Origin of the sequence: Enterobacter cloacae complex sp. 2021EL-01169, from assembly GCF_020733125.1 — a bacterium.
Taxonomy (GTDB): Bacteria; Pseudomonadota; Gammaproteobacteria; order Enterobacterales; family Enterobacteriaceae; genus Enterobacter; species Enterobacter roggenkampii.
This window is the reverse complement of the sequence record NZ_JAJFTC010000001.1, coordinates 1,223,999-1,244,629: the sequence shown is the minus strand read 5'-3', so window position 1 is coordinate 1,244,629 and position 20,631 is coordinate 1,223,999. Positions and strand designations below refer to the sequence as shown.

Genomic DNA, 20,631 nt, shown 5'->3' with positions numbered 1-20,631 from the left:
GACACCTATGTCATTAAGTCACGACATTCTCGCCGAGCTGGCGGAAATCAAACCCGGTTCCCCTCTGGCAGAGGCGCGCGCCACGCGGGACGCCGCCACGCGCCACGCCCAGGGCAGCTACGAAATCTTATTTACCCAGCAGGATAGCGATTTTGCGCTGGACGAGCGCTTCGCCGTCGCGGCAAAAGTTGCCAGGTGGCACAACGCGGAGGCGCTGGCCGCGCACTATGCGGGATTTGGCCTGGCAGACCCGACCTCAGACCGTCTGACCCCGGCGCTGAATTTCGCGCGCCTGCTGACCTTCTCCCCCGTCGAAGCCACGCCGACATCGTTAAGGGCGCTGACCCAGGCGGGTTGGAGCAAGGAAGGCATCGTGACGCTGGCGCAGCTTATCGCCTTTGTCAGCTTCCAGAGCCGACTGATTGCCGGGCTGCGGCTGCTGAACGACAGGCCCGTCGCCACAAGCGATGCGCCGGTGGCGGCGGGCGTCTGGCACACGACCGCCACCACGGCCACCGGAAAGGCGGCTCCCGTCGCCTTCACCCAGCAGGAGCTGGGCTGGGAGCCGTGGATCGCCGCCAAACCGCTGGCGGATTTTCGTGATGACGAGGTTGCGATCCTGGCGAAGTTTGGCCACACCGATTCCGACTATTTCCGCCTGCTGGGGCGCAACCTGCCGGTGCTTGAACAGCGCACGCTAACGGATAAAGGGATTTTTTATACGCCGGGGGGGTTGCCGCGCGCCGAGCGCGAGCTGGCGGCAACGGTCGCCAGTAAAATCAACGGCTGCATTTACTGCGCATCTGTCCATGCGCGGAAAGCCAGCCAGCTGTCTAAGGATGACGCGGCGGTAGAGGCCCTGCTGGCCGTGCGTCCGGGACAGTCCCTGAGCGAGGGGCAGTCTGCGCGCTGGCAGGCGGAGATTAATTTTGCGGCAGCGCTGTCGGTTACGCCGCCGGCCGCCACGCCGCTGCACCTTGCCGCGCTGGAAAAAGAGGGGCTGGACACCTTAGCCCAGCTTGATCTGGTGCAGTCCGCCGCGTTCTTCGCCTGGGCCAACCGCCTGATGCTGACCCTGGGCGAGCCCTGGCTTGCCTGACTTCCATCAGGCTAGCGCGCGAGCGTTAGCCTGAGCCTGCCTGGCCCGCAGGTAACCGTAGATCAGTAATGCACTCATGGCCGAGAACGAGAGTAACGCCGCAGGCAGCGTGACGTAGCGCCAGCTAAAGCCGAGGGTAATCATCATCCCGCCAAAGTACGCCCCGATCGCGCTGCCGAGATTAAACGCCATCTGCCCTCCGGCCGCCCCCAGCATCTCGCCGCCCTTCGCATTTTGCAGAAGCAAAATTTGCAGCGGTGCAGAGAGCGCGAACAGCCCGGCGCAGCAGATAAAGCCCATCACCAGCGAGGCCGTTTTCAGTTCGCCCAGGGCGAAAAGCAGCAGCAGCGAGGCGACAATCACCATGTCGGTAGTCGCCGCAATGCGCAGCGGGCTAAAGCGCCCCGAGAGATTGCCGCTCAGCAGATTGCCCAACACCATGCCAAGGCCCATCAGCATCATGATGATCGTCATCATGCCTTCGGAAAAGCCAGAAACGTTGACCATAAACGGCTTAACGAAGCTGAACCACGCGAACACACCGGCGTTACCAAACATGGTGGCGGCAAAAATCAGCCAGGGCTCCGGTTTCTTCAGGAACTGGAACTGCTCGGTCAGTTTAATTTCTGATTTGTCATGGATGTCCGGCACCCAGATCAGCACCGAGAGGATCACCAGCGCATCGAACAGGGCTATCAGGAAAAAGGTATAACGCCAGCTGAACTGGTGCCCCAGGCAGGTGCCGAGCGGCACACCCACCAGGTTGGCGACGGTCATTCCGGCGATCATCCCGGCCACCGCGACCGTCACCTTTCCCGGTGGCGCAATTTTGGAGAGGATTATCGCCCCGACGCCGAAAATGGCGCCGTGCGGAAAACCGGAAATCAGCCGCCCCAGCGCCAGCCAGAAATATGACGTAGAAAACGTAAACAGGGCATTGCCAACAGCGCACATCGCCACCAGAAACAACAGCGTGGTTTTTAACGAGAACTTGCCTGAGAAGAGCGCCACAATCGGGGCGCCAATCACCACGCCGAAGGCATAAAACGAGATCATATTCCCGGCGGAGGGAATCGAAATACCGGTGTCATGCGCCAGCTCGGTTAACACGCCCATGATGCCAAATTCAGCCATGCCCAGGCCAAATGTGCCAAGCGCCAACGAAAATATTGTCTTTTTCATACCTCAACCACGGGTTAATCACTCGCAGCGGGCATTATTGAATAATCTTGTATGGTGAGCCAGTTCAAATCAGATGGCTGACAGGTTAATCCATTAATTCAGGTGGATTACACTTCATAGTGCGGCCTCGCTTTTTCCGCACCGGACAACCTGAGGATGACAATCATGGGAAGCAAAAAGAAAACCCCTGTCGCTGTTGATGTCGTATCGAATGCACCGCTTAAGACCAAAGAGTATGAAAAAGAGCTCCGCCGCCTGCACGTCGAACTGGTTAAGCTCCAGCAGTGGGTCGTCGCCAAAGGGTTAAAAGTGTGTATTGTTTTTGAAGGACGCGATGGTGCTGGCAAAGGCGGCACCATTAAAGCGATCACCGAGCGCGTCAGCCCGCGCGTGTTTCGCGTTGTTGCGCTCCCTGCCCCAACGGAAAAAGAAAAAAGCCAGCTCTACTTCCAGCGCTATGTGCCCCACCTGCCTTCGGCGGGTGAAATCGTGATCTTCGATCGCAGCTGGTATAACCGCGCGGGCGTGGAACGAGTGATGGGGTTCTGCACGGAAGAACAGGCGGAGAAATTTTTAGACGGCGCGCCGGTCATGGAAAAAGCGATGGTCGATGCCGGGATTATCCTGCTGAAGTACTGGCTGGAGGTGACGCCGAAAGAGCAGGAGCGCCGCCTGCGCGACCGTATTAACGATGGGCGTAAGATCTGGAAGCTGTCGCCGATGGATATTAAATCCTTTAACCTCTGGGATGAGTATACCCTTGCGCGCGACGCCATGTTTGAAGCCACCGATACCGCCTGGGCGCCGTGGTTTGTGGCGCGTTCAGAGGATAAAAAACGCGTGCGCCTGAATATTATTTCGCATCTGCTTTCGCAGATCCCGTATAAAGAAATTCACGTCGACAAGGTGGATTTACCGAAGCGCAAAATCGGCAAGGTCAAACCCACGAAATACCCGTTCCGGTATGTGGAAGAGCGGTTCTGATTTGAAGAGTAGGCCCGCGCAAGCGCAGCGCCGCCGGGCAAAGCCGACGGCGCAGGTTTTACTTCATCCCTTCCGTACTTTCCTGTTTTGCTTCCAGTCGCTCCACGTCACGATACCAGCGCGGGTGGTGTTTCTGCGCCCAGCGGCGGCTCACCTTCCCTTCAATCATGCCTTTAATCGATCCTTTCACCCAGAACGCCATATACATATGGATCAGGATGGCGTGAATCAGAATGATGGCCGACGTCGCGTGGATCAGCAGCGCGTAGCGAATCACCTGTATCGGGAAGTAGTGTGCAAAATACGGACGCCAGATCATCACCCCGGTCACCAGCAGCACAAAAATCATGCTCATGATGGTCCAGAACATCATCTTCTGCCCGGCGTTGTATTTCCCCACCTTCGCGACTTTGTGCTCGTTACCCTTCAGGACTTCAACGATCCCTTTCACCCACGGGATATCCTGCTTGTCGGGAATATTGTGATGGACGAAGCGCACGAACATAAACATCAGCACCACGAAAATCAGCACGCCGAAGAACGGGTGCAGAATGCGCCCCATCTGCGGCGTACCGAAGGTTTCGGTCAGCCACTGCAGCGTCGGGAAGAAGAACGAAATTCCCGATACCGCCACCAGGAAGAAGCAGATCACTACCGTCCAGTGACAGGCGCGATCGACAAATTTGGTGCGCACTATCATTTTCGACTTACTCATGATGCTCCTCCTCGTCGTCATCCACCTCTTTGTTTGGCCCGATACCGATGTAGTGATAAATCAGCCCGGCAAAGGTGGTGATAAAGCCCGCCGCGGAGAGCGGCTTGAGCGCCCCTTTCCACAGGTTGATGGAAGTATCGATCGCCGGATCCTTCGGCAGATTGTGGTACAGCTCCGGCTGGTCGCTATGGTGCAGCACATACATCACGTGCGTACCGCCCACGCCCTGCGGGTTGTAAACGCCCGCTTTGTCGTAGCCCCGCGCTTTGAGCTTATCGACGCGTTCCTGCGCCACGTCCAGCATCTCTTTTTTGGTGCCGAAGTGAATGGCGCCGGTTGGACAGGTCTTCACGCAGGCAGGCTCCTGCCCGACGCTGACGCGGTCCACGCACAGGGTGCATTTGTATACCCGGTTATCCTCTTTATTGAGGCGCGGGATATTAAACGGACAGCCCGCGATGCAGTACCCGCAGCCGATGCAGTTGTCCTGCTGGAAATCGACGATCCCGTTGGCATACTGAATAATTGCCCCGGCAGACGGGCACGCCTTCAGGCAGCCCGGATCTTCACAGTGCATGCAGCCGTCTTTGCGGATGAGCCACTCCAGCCTGCCGTTCTGGTCGGTTTCGCTAAAGCGCATCACCGTCCAGGACTTGGCGCTCAGATCCGCCGGATTGTCGTACACCCCAACGCAGTGCCCCACCTCGTCGCGAATATCGTTCCACTCCGAACAGGCCACCTGACAGGCCTTACAGCCCACGCAGGAGGAGACGTCGATAAGCTTGGCGACCTCTGCCTTGTAGTCCCGTGCGCGAGGCGCGGGCGTTATCGGGTTGGTCGCGGAGCGTTTAATAATGTCTTGTGTTTCCATCGCCATTTAATCGCTCCTTACGCTTTCTCGATGTTGACCAGAAACGCTTTATACTCCGGCGTTTGCGAGTTGGAATCGCCGACGTTTGGCGTCAGGGTATTGGCGATGTAGCCTTTCTGCGCCACCCCTTCAAAGCCCCAGTGCAACGGGATACCGACGGTTTCCACCCGCTGGCCGTGCACGTTCAGCGACTGCAGGCGGCGGGTGACCACCGCCACCGCGCGGATAAAGCCGCGCTTGCTGCTCACCTTCACGCGGTCGCCGTTGGCAATGCCCTTCGCTTTAGCCAGCGTTTCGCTTATCTCCACAAACTGTTCCGGCTGCGCGATGGCGTTAAGCCGCGCGTGCTTGGTCCAGGTATGGAAATGCTCGGTCAGGCGGTAGGTCGTCCCTACGTACGGGAACTTGTCCTTTTTGCCCAGGCGCAGCACGTCCTCTTCGTAGATCCGAACCACCGGGCTGGAGACCACGTTCGGGTGCAGCGGGTTGGTGCCGAGCGGCGTTTCCATCGGCTCGTAGTGTTCCGGGAACGGCCCTTCCGCCAGCTTGTTGAGGGCAAACAGGCGCCCCAGCCCTTCCGGCTGCATGATAAACGGCCCGGTGTTGCTGCCCGGCGCGGCGGTGCTGTAGTCCGGGATGTCGTTCCCCGTCCACTTCGTCCCGTTCCACTGGATCAGCATGCGCTTCGGATCCCACGGCTTGCCGTTCACGTCGGCGGACGCACGGTTGTACAGCACGCGACGGTTCAGCGGCCATGCCCAAGCCCAGCCCAGCGTGTTGCCCAGGCCTGACGGGTCAGCGTTGTCGCGGTTGGCCATCTGGTTACCCTGCTCCGTCCAGCTGCCGGTGTAGATCCAGCAGGATGATGCCGTGGTACCGTCGTCACGCAGCAGCGCGAAGCTGTTCAGCAGCTGGCCTTTCTTCGCCACCAGATTGCCGTTCGCGTCATACAGATCCGCCAGCGCCACGCCGTTGTTCTCTTTCGCGACCTCTTCGGATTCAGGACGATCCGGCTGCTTGTAGTGCCAGCTCATCTTCAGCAGCGGCTCAGCGCCTTTGCCGCCTTCGGTGCGGTACATTTCGCGCAGGCGGTGGTAAATCCCGGCCAGGATCTCGCCGTCGTTACGCGCTTCGCCCGGGGCGTCCTGGCCTTTCCAGTGCCACTGCAGCCAGCGGCCGGAGTTGGCAATAGAGCCGTCCTCTTCCGCAAAGCAGGTGGACGGCAGGCGGAACACTTCGGTCTGAATCGAGGCCGGATCGACATCGTTCGACTCCCCGTGGTTCTGCCAGAAGGTGGAGGTCTCGGTCACCAGCGGATCGATAACCACCATGTACTTCAGCTTGCTCAGGCTGCGAACGACTTTGTTTTTGTCCGGGAAGGAGGCCACCGGGTTGAAGCCCTGGCAGATATACCCCGTGACGTCGCCCTTATCCATCATGTTGAAATACTTGATGACGTCATAAGCCTGATCCCACTTCGGCAGCCACTCAAAGCCCCAGTCGTTCTCTTTCTGCGCCGCATCGCCGTAGAAGGATCTCATCAGGCTGACGTAGAACTTCGGATAATTGCTCCAGTAGTTCACCTGATCCGGCAGCGTCGCTTTTGGCGTGTTCGCCGCCAGATAGCTTTGCAAATCTGTCTGTTTTTCAGACGGCAGCGTCAGATAGCCCGGCAGGCTGGTGGAGAGCAGACCGAGATCGGTCAGGCCCTGAATGTTTGAGTGGCCGCGCAGCGCGTTCACGCCGCCGCCTGCCATCCCCATGTTGCCGAGCAGCAGCTGGATCATCGCCATGGTGCGGATGTTCTGCGCGCCCACGGTGTGCTGCGTCCAGCCCAGCGCGTACAGGAACGTGGTGGTTCTGTCGGCGGCGCTGGTGGAAGCCAGCACTTCACACACCTTCAGGAAGTCTGCTTTCGGCGTGCCGCAGATGTTCTCCACGACGTCCGGCGTATAGCGGGAGACGTGCTGCTTCAGCAGGTTCCACACGCAGCGCGGATGCGTGAGCGTTTCATCGCGCATCGCATACCCGTTTTCATCGAACTGATAGTTCCAGGACGTTTTATCGTATTGACGTTTTTCGGCGTCATAGCCGCTAAACAGCCCGTCTTCGAAGGCAAAATCATCCCGCACCAGCAGGTTCGCGTTGGTGTAGTGCTTAACGTAGTCCGCGTTGATTTTGTTGTTTTCGATCAGGTACAGCAGCACGCCGGACAGGAACGTAATGTCCGTACCGGAGCGGATCGGCGCATAGATATCGGCCACCGATGCCGTACGCGTAAAGCGCGGATCGACGACGATAAGCGTCGCATCGTTGTTGTTTTTCGCTTCCATCGCCCAGCGGAACCCCACCGGATGGGCTTCAGCGGCGTTACCGCCCATCACCACCACGACGTTCGCGTTTTTGATATCAACCCAGTGGTTGGTCATCGCACCGCGACCAAATGTTGGAGCAAGACTTGCTACCGTTGGTCCGTGTCAGACGCGCGCCTGGTTGTCTACCGCCAGCATGCCGAGCGAGCGCACAAATTTTTGCGTCAGCATGCCGGTTTCATTACTGGCCGCCGAGGCGCATAGCATGCCGGTGGAAAGCCAGCGGTTGACCGTCACGCCCTGCGCGTTCTTTTCAATAAAGTTGGCGTCGCGGTCGGCTTTCATCAATTTCGCAATACGGGAGAAGGCCTCATCCCAGGAGATACGCTGCCATTTGTCGGAGCCCGGCGCGCGGTATTCGGGGTAGCGCAGGCGGTTTTCGCTGTGGACGTAGTCCAGCAGCCCCGCCCCTTTCGGGCATAACGCCCCGCGGCTCACCGGATGATCCGGATCCCCTTCAATGTGATAAATCGCTTCTCTGGCGTTCTTCGCGCCATCGCCCAGGCTATACATTAAAAGCCCACAACCCACGGAGCAGTATGTGCAGGTGTTACGGATCTCTTTGGCGCGCAGCAGTTTATAGTTGCGTGCCTGAGCCAGCGCCATTTTGGGAGCAAATCCCAGCATTGCGGCTGTTGTTCCGGCCATACCGCCCGCGCAGATTTTAAAAAATTGTCTGCGGCTGACGTCCATTGCTGTCCTCGTTATCTGAAAAGACTTCGCGCCGCAAACTAACAGCAAAGCCCCTGATTTTTTTGCGTCAAATCAAGGTCATCAGCCTTCCCCCCCTTAATAGTCACCTCCGCAACGTTTCATTACCCCTTTTTGATTAACGGCTTAAGAGAATAATTCACGACAGCGACAGGCGTAATGCGATACATTTTTCCTTTAGTTTTTATTGCGATGGCGAAGTAATGGACAGAAAGAGAGCAACGCTTATTGGGCTGGCGGCAATACTGCTATGGAGCACCATGGTCGGCCTTATTCGCAGCGTGAGTGAGGGATTGGGCCCTGTTGGCGGTGCCGCGATGATTTACACCCTCAGCGGATTACTGTGTCTGGTGACGGTAGGATTTCCTGATATCCGACGGTTTTCTCCCCGCTATCTTATTGCCGGCAGCGTTTTATTTGTCAGTTACGAAATATGTCTGGCGCTGTCGCTGGGCTATGCCGCAACGCGATCGCAGGCGATTGAAGTGGGCATGGTCAATTACCTTTGGCCGAGCCTGACGATCGTATTTGCGATTTTGTTCAACGGGCAAAAGTCTACCCTGTGGGTGATCCCCGGCTTGCTCATTTCGCTGCTGGGCGTGTGCTGGGTATTGGGCGGCGAAGAAGGATTACACCTTGAGGAAATAACCCGGAATGTCGTTTCCAGCCCTCTGAGCTATGCGCTGGCGTTTGCCGGGGCCTTTATCTGGGCCGCCTATTGCACCGTCACCAGCAAATTTGCGAAAGGGCAAAACGGCATCACCCTGTTTGTTTTGCTGACCGCGCTGAGTCTGTGGGTGAAATATGCCCTGAGCGATCAGCCCGACATGGTGTTCACGCTTCCGGTAGTAGTGAAGCTGGTTATGTGCGGTATCGCGCTTGGGTTTGGTTACGCCGCCTGGAATATTGGCATCCTGCACGGTAACGTCACGGTTCTGGCTGCCGTATCCTATTTTACCCCCGTGCTTTCTGCCGCGCTTGCCGCCGCGGTGCTAAGCTCCCCCCTGTCATTCTCGTTCTGGCAAGGCGCGCTGATGGTCTGCGCCGGGTCGTTGCTCTGCTGGTACGCCACACGAAAATAACGCTGCTCGACTGGCCGGGGGAATTTCAACCCGGCAACATAATTAACATAAATTTAAAATGTGATCAGACATCAGAATATTTATCATGATAATAGAGCATCTGTTTAAGTTCGGTTTATATTGAACGCCTTCTGTAAAGCCACCTGAAGCGAGTTGACACAAACTGACAACCCAATGAAATTAGTGAGTAATGAATATTAACGCTCAGGATAGCATGGCGTGCAATAATTCAGCTCTGACAGTTTTATGATAATATGCGGAATAGACGCTGAAAAATTAAATAACCCATTGTTTTTAAAGAAAAGCAGCAATACCACTCTCATTAAACCCTCGGAAATTGCGAAATTTAACGCGATAAACAAAAACCATCAGAAATTATAGTAAAAGCAATAATCCCACTGACTAAATAACTATTAATCGTATAAATTCCGACCACATTGTTTGAATAATCGCCTTCTCAGACGATCGAGATCACACTAATTGAAATTATCTCTAATATTTTGAAACTTATTATTGAAATAAGACTACGAGATTTTTAAGAATAGCATGCCATTGACGAACAGCCTCGTTTAGAAATCGTTCAAAGTGGTTCAGGAAATACCGAAAAAAATTATAAGGAACATTTAAGATGAAACTTAAATTAGTTGCAGTGGCAGTCACTTCCATGCTGGCAGCAGGCGTTGTTAACGCTGCCGAAATTTACAACAAAGACGGTAACAAACTGGATCTGTACGGTAAAGTGACAGGTCTGCACTATTTCTCTGATGATGCTGGCGCAGATGGCGATAAAACCTACATGCGTATCGGCTTCAAGGGTGAAACCCAGGTTAACGATCAGCTGTCCGGTTACGGCCAGTGGGAATACCAGATTCAGGGCAACAAGGACGAAGGCGACAACCAGTCCTGGACTCGTGTGGCGTTTGCAGGTCTGAAGTTCGCGGAAGCAGGTTCATTCGATTACGGTCGTAACTACGGCGTGATTTACGACGTGACCTCCTGGACTGACGTTCTGCCAGAATTCGGCGGTGACACCTACGGTGCCGACAACTTCCTGCAGTCTCGTGCTAACGGCGTGGCAACCTACCGTAACCAGGACTTCTTCGGTCTGGTTGACGGCCTGAACTTTGCTCTGCAGTATCAGGGTAAAAACGGCAGCGTAAGTGGTGAAAACACCAGCGGTCGCAGCCTGCTGAACCAGAACGGTGACGGCTATGGCGCATCCCTGACTTACGATCTGGGCGAAGGCTTCAGCGTAGGTGGTGCAATGTCCTCTTCCCGTCGTACCGCTGACCAGAATGCGGCTGGCGTATACGGTGAAGGCGACCGCGCAGAAGTGTACAGCGGCGGTGTGAAATACGACGCGAACAACATTTACCTCGCGGCGCAATACTCTCAGACCTACAATGCAACCCGTTTCGGTACCTCTAACAACAAGCGTACCGACATTTACGGCTTTGCAAATAAGGCGCAAAACTTCGAAGTTGTGGCCCAGTATCAGTTCGACTTTGGCCTGCGTCCGTCTATCGCTTACCTGCAGTCTAAAGGCAAAGACATCGAAAACTTCGGCGACCAGGATCTGGTGAAATACATCGATGTTGGCACGACCTATTATTTTAACAAAAACATGTCCACCTACGTGGATTACAAAATCAACCTGCTCGATGACAACACGTTCACTCGCCAGGCAGGCATCGGTACCGACAACATCGTAGCGCTGGGTCTGACCTACCAGTTCTAAATCTTGTCTCTCCTAAAGCCAGCTGAACAGCTGGCTTTTTTATCGCCCTCTTTTACCCGCCAGACGACTCCCCGCCCGCTGCCCGCCGCAGCCAGTTTTGCAGCAGCTTGCCGTCCTCGGTCATCTCTGAATCTGAGCGCACGCAGAGGTAGTAGTCGCGTCCGTCATCAATCGGTAGGTCAAAGATCTTCACCAGCTCGCCGCTCTCAAGATACGGCGCAATCAGCGGCTCCCGCATCAGCGCACACCCTAGACCCGCCTGTACGCCCGCCAGCGTCAGCAGACCGTCCTCAAACATTGGACCACTGCGGCGAACGGGACGCTTCACCCCCTGCTGTACAAACCACTGCGCCCACGTCGTGCGCTCCTCATCGTGCAGCAGCGGCATCTGCAGCAGTTGCTCAGGCGTGTCGATATGGCCGTGAATACGCAAAAACGCGCGGCTGCACACCGGCACCATCTGTCCGGAAATCAGCTTTTCACTCTGATAGCCCGCCCACTGGCCGTTGCCAAAACGAATCGACATATCCGACGCGTCGCTCAGATAGTTACGATGGTTGGCATACACCACGTTAATCTCGGTCTGCGGGTTGGCGCGCATAAACGCAGGCAAGCGCGGGATAAACCACCCCATACCAAAAAGCGGGATCAGGCTGATGGTGACCTGACGCGTTTGCGCCTGCTCCGCCAGATGCTCCGTCGCCTGGCGCAGCACGTTAAACGCCGCACGGATCGAGCGGTAATATTCCCGCCCGTGCTGGCTCAGCACCAGCCTGCGCCCCTGACGCTCCGTCAGCGGCATTTGCAGGTACCCTTCGAGCACCCTGAGCTGATGGCTGACGGCCGACGGAGAAATGTCCAGCTCCTGCGCGGCCAGCGTGACGCTGCCCAGCCGGGCGATGGCCTCAAAGGCACGCACAGCCCGAAGCGGCGGATCGTTTGCAAGGCGACTTTCTGCATACGCAGGCAGGCCAACCAATTGTTCTGTTTTATTCATATGTTGATTTCTTTAGGCTTTTCACCCAAAAACAGGTCTTCATTATATTTATATAAATCATAAAGATAGAACAATATCTATTTATCATAAGAAATAATAGATGCGTATTTTACAATTTAATTCATTTATTGGATGGTAGCCGCAGAACGGGCACTTTGCGGGTACAGACGTTGGATACACTCATACAACAACTGATCAACGGTGTGATGCTGGGAAGCATCTACGCGCTGATCGCGCTGGGCTATACCATGGTGTATGGCATTTTGCGCATTATTAACTTTGCTCACGGCGATATTCTGATGGTCGGCGCGCTCACCACGCTCTCCGCCAGTAACGCCCTGAATACCACTTTTCCGCATATGCCGCAGCTGTTGCAGCTCGGCGTTGCCCTGATGATTGCCATGGCCGTCTGCGCCCTGCTGGCGATGGCCGTGGAACGCTTTGCCTACCGTCGACTGCGCAACGCGCCGCGCCTCGCGCCGCTGATCTCGGGTATCGGCGTTTCGGTCCTGCTGCAAACCGTGGCGATGATTATCTGGACGCGCAACCCGCTGATGTTCCCGCAGATCCTGCCGATGGACCCTATCGGCGTCACGTCCGGCAGCGAAGCGCATCCTCCTGCCATCGTCACCGTCACCGGTATCGTCACCGTTGTCCTGGCGCTGGCGGTGATGACCGGGCTCTGGCTGCTGGTGGAATACACCCGTCTGGGGCGCGGCATGCGCGCCGTGGCGGAAAACCCGCGCGTGGCCACGCTGATGGGGGTTAACCCAAACGCCATCATCACCCTGACGTTTGCGATTGGCGGGGCGTTTGCCGCGCTGGCAGGCGTGATGATGGCCAGCAATTACGGTAACGCCAGCTTCTCGATGGGCTTTTTGCCCGGGATAAAAGCCTTTACCGCCGCCGTGCTGGGGGGCATTGGTAACATTCGTGGCGCCATGATTGGCGGCATCCTGCTCGGCATTATCGAAGCGCTGGGCGCAGGCTACCTGGGTGAACTGACCCACGGCGTATTTGGCAGCAACTATCAGGATGTCTTTGCCTTTATGGTGCTGATCCTGGTGCTGGTCTTCCGTCCGGCTGGCCTGCTGGGCGAGCGCGTGGCGAACAGGGCGTAAGGAATTCCATGACAACACTTCAACTCCAGACCCCGGCGACGACGCGCAAATTCTGGTCAGGCATGAGCCTGTTCTGCCTCGCGCTGCTGATTGCGCCCGTGGTGGCCACGCAGCTTGGCGGCAACTACTGGGTGCGCGTCATCGACTTCGCCCTGCTCTACATCATGCTGGCGCTCGGGCTTAACATTGTGGTGGGCTATACCGGCCTGCTGGACATGGGCTTTATCGCCTTTTACGCGGTCGGCGCCTACCTCGCGGCACTGATGGCTTCCCCGCACCTGCTGGAGGTGTTCCCGATCCTCGGCGTCTGGTTCCCGGAGGGGCTGCATACCTCGTATCTGCTCATTATTCCGCTGGCCGCCCTCGTCGCGGCCGTCTGCGGGATTTTACTCGGTGCTCCTACGCTCAAGCTGCGCGGGGACTACCTGGCGATAGTGACCCTCGGCTTTGGCGAAATTATCCGCATCCTGATGCGTAACCTCGACCGTCCGGTAAACATTACCAACGGCGCAAAGGGCATTACCGGGGTGGATACGCTGAACCTGTTCGGCCTGAAGTTCAGCGGCGTATACCACTGGTTTGGTTTCAAAGTGCCTGCCCTGTGGCTGTGGTACTACCTGCTGATGCTGGTCATTGTGGCGATTATTTTTGTCTGCCTGCGCCTGCAGCATTCCCGCATTGGTCGCGCCTGGCACGCCATCCGCGAGGATGAAGATGTGGCGCGCGCGATGGGCATCAACGTGCGTAACTATAAGCTGCTCGCCTTTGCGATGGGCGCCTCCTTTGGCGGCGTGGCGGGTGCGCTTTTCGGCGCGTTTCAGGGCTTTGTCTCCCCGGAATCCTTCACGTTACAGGAATCGATTGCCGTACTGGCGATGGTGGTGCTGGGCGGCATGGGGCACATTCCGGGCGTGATCCTGGGCGCGGTACTGCTTACCGCCCTGCCGGAACTGCTGCGCAGCCAGGCAGCGCCGGTGCAGCAGGCGCTGTTCGGTACGGTGCTGATTGACCCGGAAGTGCTGCGTCAGCTGTTTTACGGTCTGGCACTGGTACTGGTCATGCTGGTACGCCCGTCCGGGATCTGGCCGGTACGCCACAAGGAGGCGAAGGCATGAGCCTGTTAACCGTACGCAACATGACAAAACGCTTCGGTGGGCTGACTGCTGTAGATGACGTTTCGATAACCGTGAACAGAGGCGAGATCTACGGGCTGATCGGCCCCAACGGCGCAGGAAAAACCACCTGCTTTAACCTCATCACTGGCCTTTATCCGGCGGACAGCGGCGAGTTTTCGATAGCGGATAAGCCCTATTTCCCAAAACACATAGAGAAAGTGACCGCCGCCGGGATTGCCCGCACCTTCCAGAACGTGCGCCTCTTCAACGAGATGTCGGTACTGGAAAACGTGATGGTGGGCCGCCACGTACGCACCCGTAACGGCCTGTGGGCCGCGCTGAGCCGCCACAAACGCGCCCGCGAGGAAGAGAAGCAGACCCGCGAACTGGCCTGGCACTGGCTGGACTATACCGGCATTGCGCAGTTCGCCCACTATCGCGCCTGCGATCTGGCCTATGGTCATCAGCGTCGGCTTGAAATCGCCCGCGCGCTGGCAACGGATCCGCTGCTGCTGGCGCTGGATGAACCCGCTGCCGGGATGAACGCGGCGGAAAAAGTGGCGCTCGGCGAGCTGCTCATCCGCATTCGCGATGACGGCAAAACCCTGCTGATGATTGAGCATGACGTCAAGCTGGTGATGGGCATCTGCGACCGCCTGACGGTGCTTGATTACGGCAAAACGCTCGCCAGCGGCACGCCGGAAAGCGTGCGGCGCGACCCGGCAGTGGTCGCCGCCTGGCTTGGAGGTCACGCCCATGTCTGAATTACTGAAGGTGGAACGTCTGGACGTGCATTACGGCGGCATTCAGGGCGTACGCGATGTCTCCTTTACCCTGCGCGAGGGCGAACAGGCTACGCTGATCGGCGCGAACGGCGCGGGGAAAAGCTCCACCGTGCGCGCCATTACCGGGCTGGAAAGCTTTAGCGGCAGCATTGACTTCAACGGTAAAGCGGTACGTAAACAGAGCCCGGAGACCCTGCTTCGCGACGGGCTGGTGATGGTCCCGGAGGGCCGCGGGATCTTCTCCCGCATGACGGTGCTGGAAAACCTGCAGATGGGCGCCTGGCTCAGGCGTGACACTGTCACCGTCAGGCGCGAGATGAACGAAATTTTCGAGCGCTTCCCGCGTCTGGGCGAACGCCAGCATCAGCTTGCCGGGCTGCTGTCCGGCGGCGAGCAACAGCTGCTGGCCCTTAACCGCGCCCTGCTCAGCCGCCCGCGCCTGCTGATCCTCGACGAGCCGTCAATGGGCCTTGCCCCGAAGATGGTCGAGAACATTTTTGCCGTTATTGCCGGGCTGCGCGAGCGCGGCGTCGCCCTGCTGCTTATCGAACAAAACGCCCGGCTCGCGCTGGAGGTGACCGACAGCGCGTGGGTGATGGACAGCGGCAGCATTGTTCATCATGGCGAATCGACAGCGCTGCTCAACGACGACCAGATTGCACAGATTTATTTGGGTGAAATGCCCGTTTAAACACACCAGCCAACATCAGGGAAATACAATGAAAACAGTAAAAATCAGTGCGCTCAGCGCCGCTATTCTGCTCGGTGGTTTTGCCTCAACGTCCGCGTGGGCCGCCGACGGTGAAACCGTGGTCATCGGACTAGCAGGCCCGCTGACCGGCCCGTCTGCCCGTATCGGGAAAGATCTGGAGAACGGCGCGCAGCTGGCTATCGATGACATCAACAAGCAGCACCCGACCATCGGCGGCAAAGCGGTGACCTTCAAACTGCAGTCCGAAGACGATCAGTCCGACCCGCGCACTGCCGTAGCCGTCGCGCAGCGTCTGGTGGATAGCGGCGTGGCAGGCGTGGTCGGCCACTGGAACACCGGCACCAGCATTCCAGCAGCCCGCATTTATCACGATGCGGGTATTGCCCAGGTGGCGCCGGTCGCAACCGGTCATGCCTATACCCAGCAGGGTTTTGACACCAGCTTCCGCGTGATGGGCCACGACGATGACGGCGGTCAGCTCGCCGGTCAGTACGCGGTTAACACCCTGAAAGCCAAACGCATTGCGGTGATCGACGACCGTACCGCCTTCGGTCAGGGTCTGGCAGACCAGTTTATAAAATCGCTGGAAGCCCAGGGCGTGAAAATTGTCGATCGTCAGTACGTGGATGACAAAACGGTCGATTTCAGCGCCGTACTGACCGCCATCCGCAGTAAAAACGCCGATGTGATCTTCTTCGGCGGCGTCGACAGCCAGGCCGCACCGCTGGCGCGCCGCATCAAACAGCTGGGCATGAACGCCACGCTGATGGGCGCAGGCGGATTCGTCAGCCAGACGTTCCTCAAGCTGGCGCAGAAAGAAGGCGAAGGCGTTGTGGCGCTGGAGCCGGGTCTGCCCGTTGATCAGATGCCGGGTGGTAAAGCGTTCGAGCAGGCGTACCAGTCCCGCTACCACACCCATATCGAACTGCACGCCCCGTTCGCCTATGACGCCACCCGCGTGCTGGTGGCGGCGATGGAAAAAGCAGACTCCGTTGAGCCGTCCGACTATCTGCCCGCCCTGCGCGCCATCAGCTACTCCGGCGTCACCGGACAGATCGCGTTTGATAAAGAGGGCAACCTGAAATCGCCGTCGTTCACGGTCTATAAGGTTGTCGACGGCAAATGGCAGCCGCAGACCGTGCTGGGCGGCGCAAAAGCGAAGTAACGCAGCGAGGCAATGTGATGAGTGATAATAACGAGCTGGGCATTCTCGCCCGCCGCAAAATTGAAGCCGAAATTATTAAGCCAATTTATGAAATCCTGGTGCGCGAGATAGGGAAAGCCCGCGCCCAGGCGGTGATTGGTGAGGCCATTGAGCAAGCCGCGATTGATGCTGGCAAAGCGTTTGCCAGCAAAGAACCCAACGGCGCGAACATCAAGAGCTTTATCGCCCTGCAGTATCTGTGGGAGAAAGATAACGCCCTGGAGGTGAAGGTGATTGACGCCGACGACCAGCAGTACAACTACAACGTGACCCGCTGTCGCTACGCGGAGATGTACCACGAGATGGGGCTGGGCGAAATTGGTCACCTGCTCTCCTGCGCGCGCGATGAAAAATTCATCGTGGGCTATGCGCCCGACGTAGAGCTAACCCGCACCACCACCATTATGCAGGGCGGCGCGTGCTGTGATTTCCGCTACCGCAGCAGTAAGGACAAGCCATGATCCGCGTCAACGCCGAACGGCTGTGGTCAACGCTTGAGATGATGGCGCAGATCGGCGGTACGCCCGCCGGTGGCGTCACCCGTCTGGCACTGAGCGAGGAAGATCGGATTGCGCGTGACCTGCTTCGCGACTGGGCGCTGGACGCCGGTTTTACCTGTGACGTCGACAGCATGGGCAACATGTTTATCCGTCGTGCGGGGAAAAATCCGCAGCTTGCCCCGGTCTTGACCGGTTCGCACGTGGATACGCAGCCGCTGGGGGGCAACTACGACGGGGTTTACGGCGTGCTGGCCGGGCTGGAGCTGCTGCGAACGCTCAACGACCATCATATTGAGACGGAACGTGACGTTGTGCTGGTCAACTGGACCAACGAAGAAGGCGCGCGCTTCGCGCCAGCCATGCTCTCTTCTGGGGTCTGGACGGGGCAATTTAGCGAAGCGTACGCCCATGCCCGCGCGGATAGGGACGGTATCAGCGTGGGTGAAGCGCTGGAAAGCATCGGCTACCGGGGGGAAGCCCCTGCCCGCGCGTTTCCGGTTTACGCCTGCTACGAGCTGCACATCGAGCAGGGCCCGATTTTGGAAGACGAAGGTCTGGATATCGGGCTCGTCCGCGCGGCAATGGGCCAGCGCTGGTTCACCCTGACGCTGGACGGGTTTGCCGCCCACGCGGGCACCACGCCGATGCACAGCCGCCGCGACGCGCTGACCGCCTTCGCGGAGCTGGCGCTGAAGGTGGAGGAGATTGGCTATCGGCATGCGCCGGACGGACGGGCGACGATCGGTATGGCGCAGGTTACGCCAAACTCGCGCAACGTCGTGCCGTCTCGGGTGGTCTGCAGCGTGGAGTTTCGCCATCCGGCGCAGACGGCGCTGGAAGCCATGGAGGCAGCGCTGCATAAGGTGGCTGAAAGCCTGAGCCTGCGCGGGGTGGCGGCTGTCGTTGAGCGCATCTTTGACTACGCGCCCATCGCGTTTGATGCCGAATGTCTGGCCCGCACGGAGAAGGCCGTGGCGGAACTGGGCTACTCGGCGAAACCGATGGTCTCCGGCGCGGGACATGACGCCTGCTATGTCAGCAAAATTGCCCCTGCCAGCATGATTTTTATCCCCTGCGTGAAGGGCATCAGCCATAACGAAGCGGAAAGGATCCTGCCGGAGTGGTCGGAAAAAGGGGCAAACGTGCTGTTGCACAGCGTGTTGGCCGCGGCCCAGGAAAAATAAACCGGGTGGCGCGGCTCGGACAACCGCGCCCGTAGGCCCGGTAAGCGCAGCGCCACCGGGCGTGTTTTACCCCTTCGGCACCTTCGCCAGGCTGAACCAGATCCCCACTGCCAGCAACAGCAGCATTCCGCCTGCACTCCCCAGCGCCACGCTGTGAGAGGTAATAAAGGCGCTTTTCGCCGCCTCAATCACCGGCTCCGCGAGGGACGGCGTCAGTTCCTGCGCCACCTTCATCGCTTCACCAATCGATGACGAGGCTTTGTCGACGAGCGAGGCATGCAGCCCCTGCGGCAGCGCAATCGACGCCGAGAAGCTGCGGGTCAACAGCAGACCAAAAATGGCGATCCCCAGCCCGGCCCCCAGCTCATAGGACATGGTTTCAATGGCTCCGGCGGCAGCCGCCTTCTCTTTCGGCGCGGCCGCCATAATGGCCGAGGTCGAGGCCAGCAGCGCGCTGGCGGCACTGAAGCCGAGCAGCACCATCAGCCCCCACGCCTGCCACTGCTGCGTGCTGAAGTCGAGCGTCGACAGGCCGATAAAGCTGACCGCGCTCAGCCCCATGCCACCCGCAGCGACAATGCGTAGCCCCAGACAGCCCACCAGCACACCGGCAATCGGTCCGCTGAACCCGCTGGCCACCATTACCGGGAGCATAAACATGCCCGCCTCGAACGGCGTAAAGCCATGGACAAACTGCAGCTCCTGCGCCATCAGCAATTCAAAGCCCACCAGGGCGATCATCGCCGTCATCGCCATTACCACGCCGCTTAAAATGATGCGGTGACAGAACAGGCGCATGTCGATCATCGGCACGCGGGCGCGCAGCTGGATGCGCACAAAAATAAACAGCATCACGGCACCCGTCAGCAGGGTACACGCCACCAGCCACGGCGCCAGAGCGCCCTTAAGCGCGGTTTTGGCGCTGTAGACCAGCAGCAAAATCGCCACAATCAGCATGATGGCATGGCTGATATTCAGCGGCTGCTCCGGTCGGCCCTGCTGACGGGGGACAAAACGCGCGGCCAGCGACACCACCACCAGCACAATCGGTACGTTGATCAAAAACACCGATCCCCAGTAAAAATGCTCCAGCAGCATACCGCCAATCAGCGGGCCAAACGCTGCCCCGCCGGAACCGACCGCCGCCCAGACGCCGAGCGCGATGTTGCGATCTTTCGCGTCGGTAAAGAGCGTGCGGATCCCCGCCAGAGTGGCAGGAATGATCATGGCCGCACCAATCGCCAGCGAGGCGCGCGCCGCGATCAGCCACCCTGCTGAGGGAGCAAACGCTGCCGCCAGCGATGACAGGCCAAACAGCGTGCTGCCGATCATCAACAACCGTTTAAAACCGATGCGGTCACCCAGGGCGCCCATCGGCAGCACCATTCCCGCCATCACCAGCGAGTAAATATCGATGATCCACAATAATTCATTGCCGCTGGCGCCCAGCGTCATGCTCAATGTCGGCGCCGCTACGTGCAGCACCGTCGCGTCAATCGCCACCGGAATATACACCAGCACGATAATCACTAACGCTAACCACTGACGAAACATAAATTTCCTTTTCATCTCAAACCTGGACACATGTCCAGATTGCGATCCTACGTAAAGTTGAACGCGTGTCCAGCTTTTTGTTACACTCGTTTCATTCCTATTGAGAGTAGTGAAAAAATGCAATATTTGAGCAAGGAAGAGAGACGGGAAGCGATCCTGCAGGCCGCGATGCGCGTAGCGCTGGCCGAGGGGCTGGCAGCCATGACGGTACGGCGAATTGCCGCAGAAGCAGGCGTCGCGACCGGACAGGTCCACCACCACTTCGCCTCCGGCGGCGAGCTAAAATCGCTGGCCTTTGTGCGCGTGATCCGCGAGCTACTGGATGCCGACGTGGTGGGTGAAAACGCCAGCTGGCGGGAACGGCTGCACAGCATGCTCGGCAGTGTCGACGGCGGGCTTGAGCCTTACATTCGCCTCTGGCGGGAAGCTCAAATTCTCGCCAGCCGGGATCCTGAAATCAACGCGGCTTACGCCCTGACCATGGAGATGTGGCATCAGGAGACCGTGGCGATTATCCGCGCCGGGGCGGAGGCCAACGCCTTTACGCTTACCGATCGCGCGGAAAATATTGCCTGGCGATTGATCGGGCTGGTTTGTGGGCTTGATGGGATCACGATTTTAAATATGCCCGAAATGGACGATGCGGCGTTTAATAAGCATCTCGATAAACTTATCTCCCTCGAATTGGGTTAATACTCCCAACGG

At 58.1% G+C, this 20,631-nt stretch carries 18 protein-coding genes; 12 read left to right on the top strand and 6 right to left on the bottom strand.

The features are described 5' to 3' along the window. Positions 1 to 7: 7 nt before the first annotated feature. Positions 8 to 1,099, top strand: coding sequence for an alkylhydroperoxidase domain protein (locus tag LLF79_RS05920; protein ID WP_023327543.1), 1,092 nt, complete (start codon positions 8 to 10; stop codon positions 1,097 to 1,099). A gap of 6 nt (positions 1,100 to 1,105) precedes the next feature. Here LLF79_RS05920 and araJ read toward each other — a convergent pair whose 3' ends face one another. Beyond that, positions 1,106 to 2,281, bottom strand: a complete 1,176-nt coding sequence (gene araJ, locus LLF79_RS05915) for an MFS transporter AraJ (protein WP_227879231.1) — start codon at positions 2,279 to 2,281, stop codon at positions 1,106 to 1,108. Positions 2,282 to 2,446: 165 nt separating this feature from the next. Here araJ and ppk2 point away from each other — a divergent pair, with 165 nt between their 5' ends. Next, entirely contained in the window at positions 2,447 to 3,265 is an 819-nt protein-coding gene (gene ppk2, locus LLF79_RS05910; protein WP_008501727.1) for a polyphosphate kinase 2, read from the top strand. A gap of 58 nt (positions 3,266 to 3,323) precedes the next feature. Here the strand turns inward: ppk2 and fdnI are convergent, their stop codons facing one another. The 3 genes from fdnI to fdnG are packed head-to-tail and all read right to left on the bottom strand — an operon-like array spanning position 3,324 to position 7,916. Further along, the gene (gene fdnI / locus LLF79_RS05905; protein ID WP_008501728.1) at positions 3,324 to 3,980 is read right to left on the bottom strand and encodes a formate dehydrogenase-N subunit gamma; all 657 of its coding nucleotides are present in this window, start codon (positions 3,978 to 3,980) and stop codon (positions 3,324 to 3,326) included. Then, on the bottom strand, positions 3,973 to 4,857 hold the full coding sequence (gene fdxH / locus LLF79_RS05900; protein ID WP_227879230.1) for a formate dehydrogenase subunit beta: 885 nt from the start codon (positions 4,855 to 4,857) through the stop codon (positions 3,973 to 3,975). Before fdxH ends, fdnI begins: the two co-directional genes overlap by 8 nt. Before the next feature lie 11 nt (positions 4,858 to 4,868). After that, the gene (gene fdnG, locus LLF79_RS05895) at positions 4,869 to 7,916 is read right to left on the bottom strand and encodes a formate dehydrogenase-N subunit alpha (RefSeq protein ID WP_227879229.1); all 3,048 of its coding nucleotides are present in this window, start codon (positions 7,914 to 7,916) and stop codon (positions 4,869 to 4,871) included. Between the two features lie 221 nt (positions 7,917 to 8,137). On the opposite strand from fdnG, the gene yddG reads away from it, so the two are divergent. Together yddG and LLF79_RS05885 are read left to right on the top strand one after the other, a co-directional pair. Further along, a complete protein-coding gene (yddG, locus tag LLF79_RS05890; RefSeq protein WP_023292335.1) occupies positions 8,138 to 9,016 on the top strand; it encodes an aromatic amino acid DMT transporter YddG in 879 nt (292 codons plus the stop codon). Positions 9,017 to 9,644: 628 nt separating this feature from the next. Then, positions 9,645 to 10,754 (top strand): porin OmpC, encoded by a 1,110-nt coding sequence (locus tag LLF79_RS05885; RefSeq protein ID WP_023327550.1) that lies wholly within the window; start codon positions 9,645 to 9,647, stop codon positions 10,752 to 10,754. Positions 10,755 to 10,806: 52 nt separating this feature from the next. Here LLF79_RS05885 and LLF79_RS05880 read toward each other — a convergent pair whose 3' ends face one another. After that, on the bottom strand, positions 10,807 to 11,751 hold the full coding sequence (locus tag LLF79_RS05880) for a LysR substrate-binding domain-containing protein (protein ID WP_008501734.1): 945 nt from the start codon (positions 11,749 to 11,751) through the stop codon (positions 10,807 to 10,809). Positions 11,752 to 11,921: 170 nt separating this feature from the next. Here LLF79_RS05880 and LLF79_RS05875 point away from each other — a divergent pair, with 170 nt between their 5' ends. From LLF79_RS05875 to LLF79_RS05845, 7 genes are read left to right on the top strand one after another with little or no spacing between them, the layout of a single operon-like run. Next, positions 11,922 to 12,872, top strand: a complete 951-nt coding sequence (locus LLF79_RS05875; protein WP_044596495.1) for a branched-chain amino acid ABC transporter permease — start codon at positions 11,922 to 11,924, stop codon at positions 12,870 to 12,872. An 8-nt stretch (positions 12,873 to 12,880) separates the two neighbouring features. Further along, complete coding sequence (locus LLF79_RS05870; RefSeq protein WP_227879228.1) at positions 12,881 to 13,987, top strand: branched-chain amino acid ABC transporter permease; 1,107 nt, start codon at positions 12,881 to 12,883, stop codon at positions 13,985 to 13,987. After that, complete coding sequence (locus LLF79_RS05865; protein WP_227879227.1) at positions 13,984 to 14,751, top strand: ABC transporter ATP-binding protein; 768 nt, start codon at positions 13,984 to 13,986, stop codon at positions 14,749 to 14,751. Before LLF79_RS05870 ends, LLF79_RS05865 begins: the two co-directional genes overlap by 4 nt. Beyond that, on the top strand, positions 14,744 to 15,463 hold the full coding sequence (locus LLF79_RS05860) for an ABC transporter ATP-binding protein (protein ID WP_227879226.1): 720 nt from the start codon (positions 14,744 to 14,746) through the stop codon (positions 15,461 to 15,463). Before LLF79_RS05865 ends, LLF79_RS05860 begins: the two co-directional genes overlap by 8 nt. Positions 15,464 to 15,491: 28 nt before the next feature. Continuing rightward, the gene (locus LLF79_RS05855) at positions 15,492 to 16,649 is read left to right on the top strand and encodes a branched-chain amino acid ABC transporter substrate-binding protein (RefSeq protein WP_087449383.1); all 1,158 of its coding nucleotides are present in this window, start codon (positions 15,492 to 15,494) and stop codon (positions 16,647 to 16,649) included. 17 nt (positions 16,650 to 16,666) lie between these two features. After that, complete coding sequence (locus LLF79_RS05850; protein WP_023619185.1) at positions 16,667 to 17,149, top strand: L-2-amino-thiazoline-4-carboxylic acid hydrolase; 483 nt, start codon at positions 16,667 to 16,669, stop codon at positions 17,147 to 17,149. Beyond that, positions 17,146 to 18,372 (top strand): Zn-dependent hydrolase, encoded by a 1,227-nt coding sequence (locus LLF79_RS05845; protein ID WP_227879225.1) that lies wholly within the window; start codon positions 17,146 to 17,148, stop codon positions 18,370 to 18,372. The genes LLF79_RS05850 and LLF79_RS05845 overlap by 4 nt, the downstream gene beginning before the upstream one ends. Before the next feature lie 66 nt (positions 18,373 to 18,438). Here LLF79_RS05845 and LLF79_RS05840 read toward each other — a convergent pair whose 3' ends face one another. Next, a complete protein-coding gene (locus LLF79_RS05840) occupies positions 18,439 to 19,926 on the bottom strand; it encodes an MFS transporter (protein WP_227879224.1) in 1,488 nt (495 codons plus the stop codon). A gap of 117 nt (positions 19,927 to 20,043) precedes the next feature. On the opposite strand from LLF79_RS05840, the gene LLF79_RS05835 reads away from it, so the two are divergent. Then, positions 20,044 to 20,619 carry a TetR family transcriptional regulator gene (locus LLF79_RS05835; protein ID WP_196095871.1) on the top strand — a complete coding sequence of 192 codons (576 nt, stop codon included), beginning with the start codon at positions 20,044 to 20,046 and terminating at the stop codon, positions 20,617 to 20,619. Positions 20,620 to 20,631 lie beyond the last annotated feature (12 nt).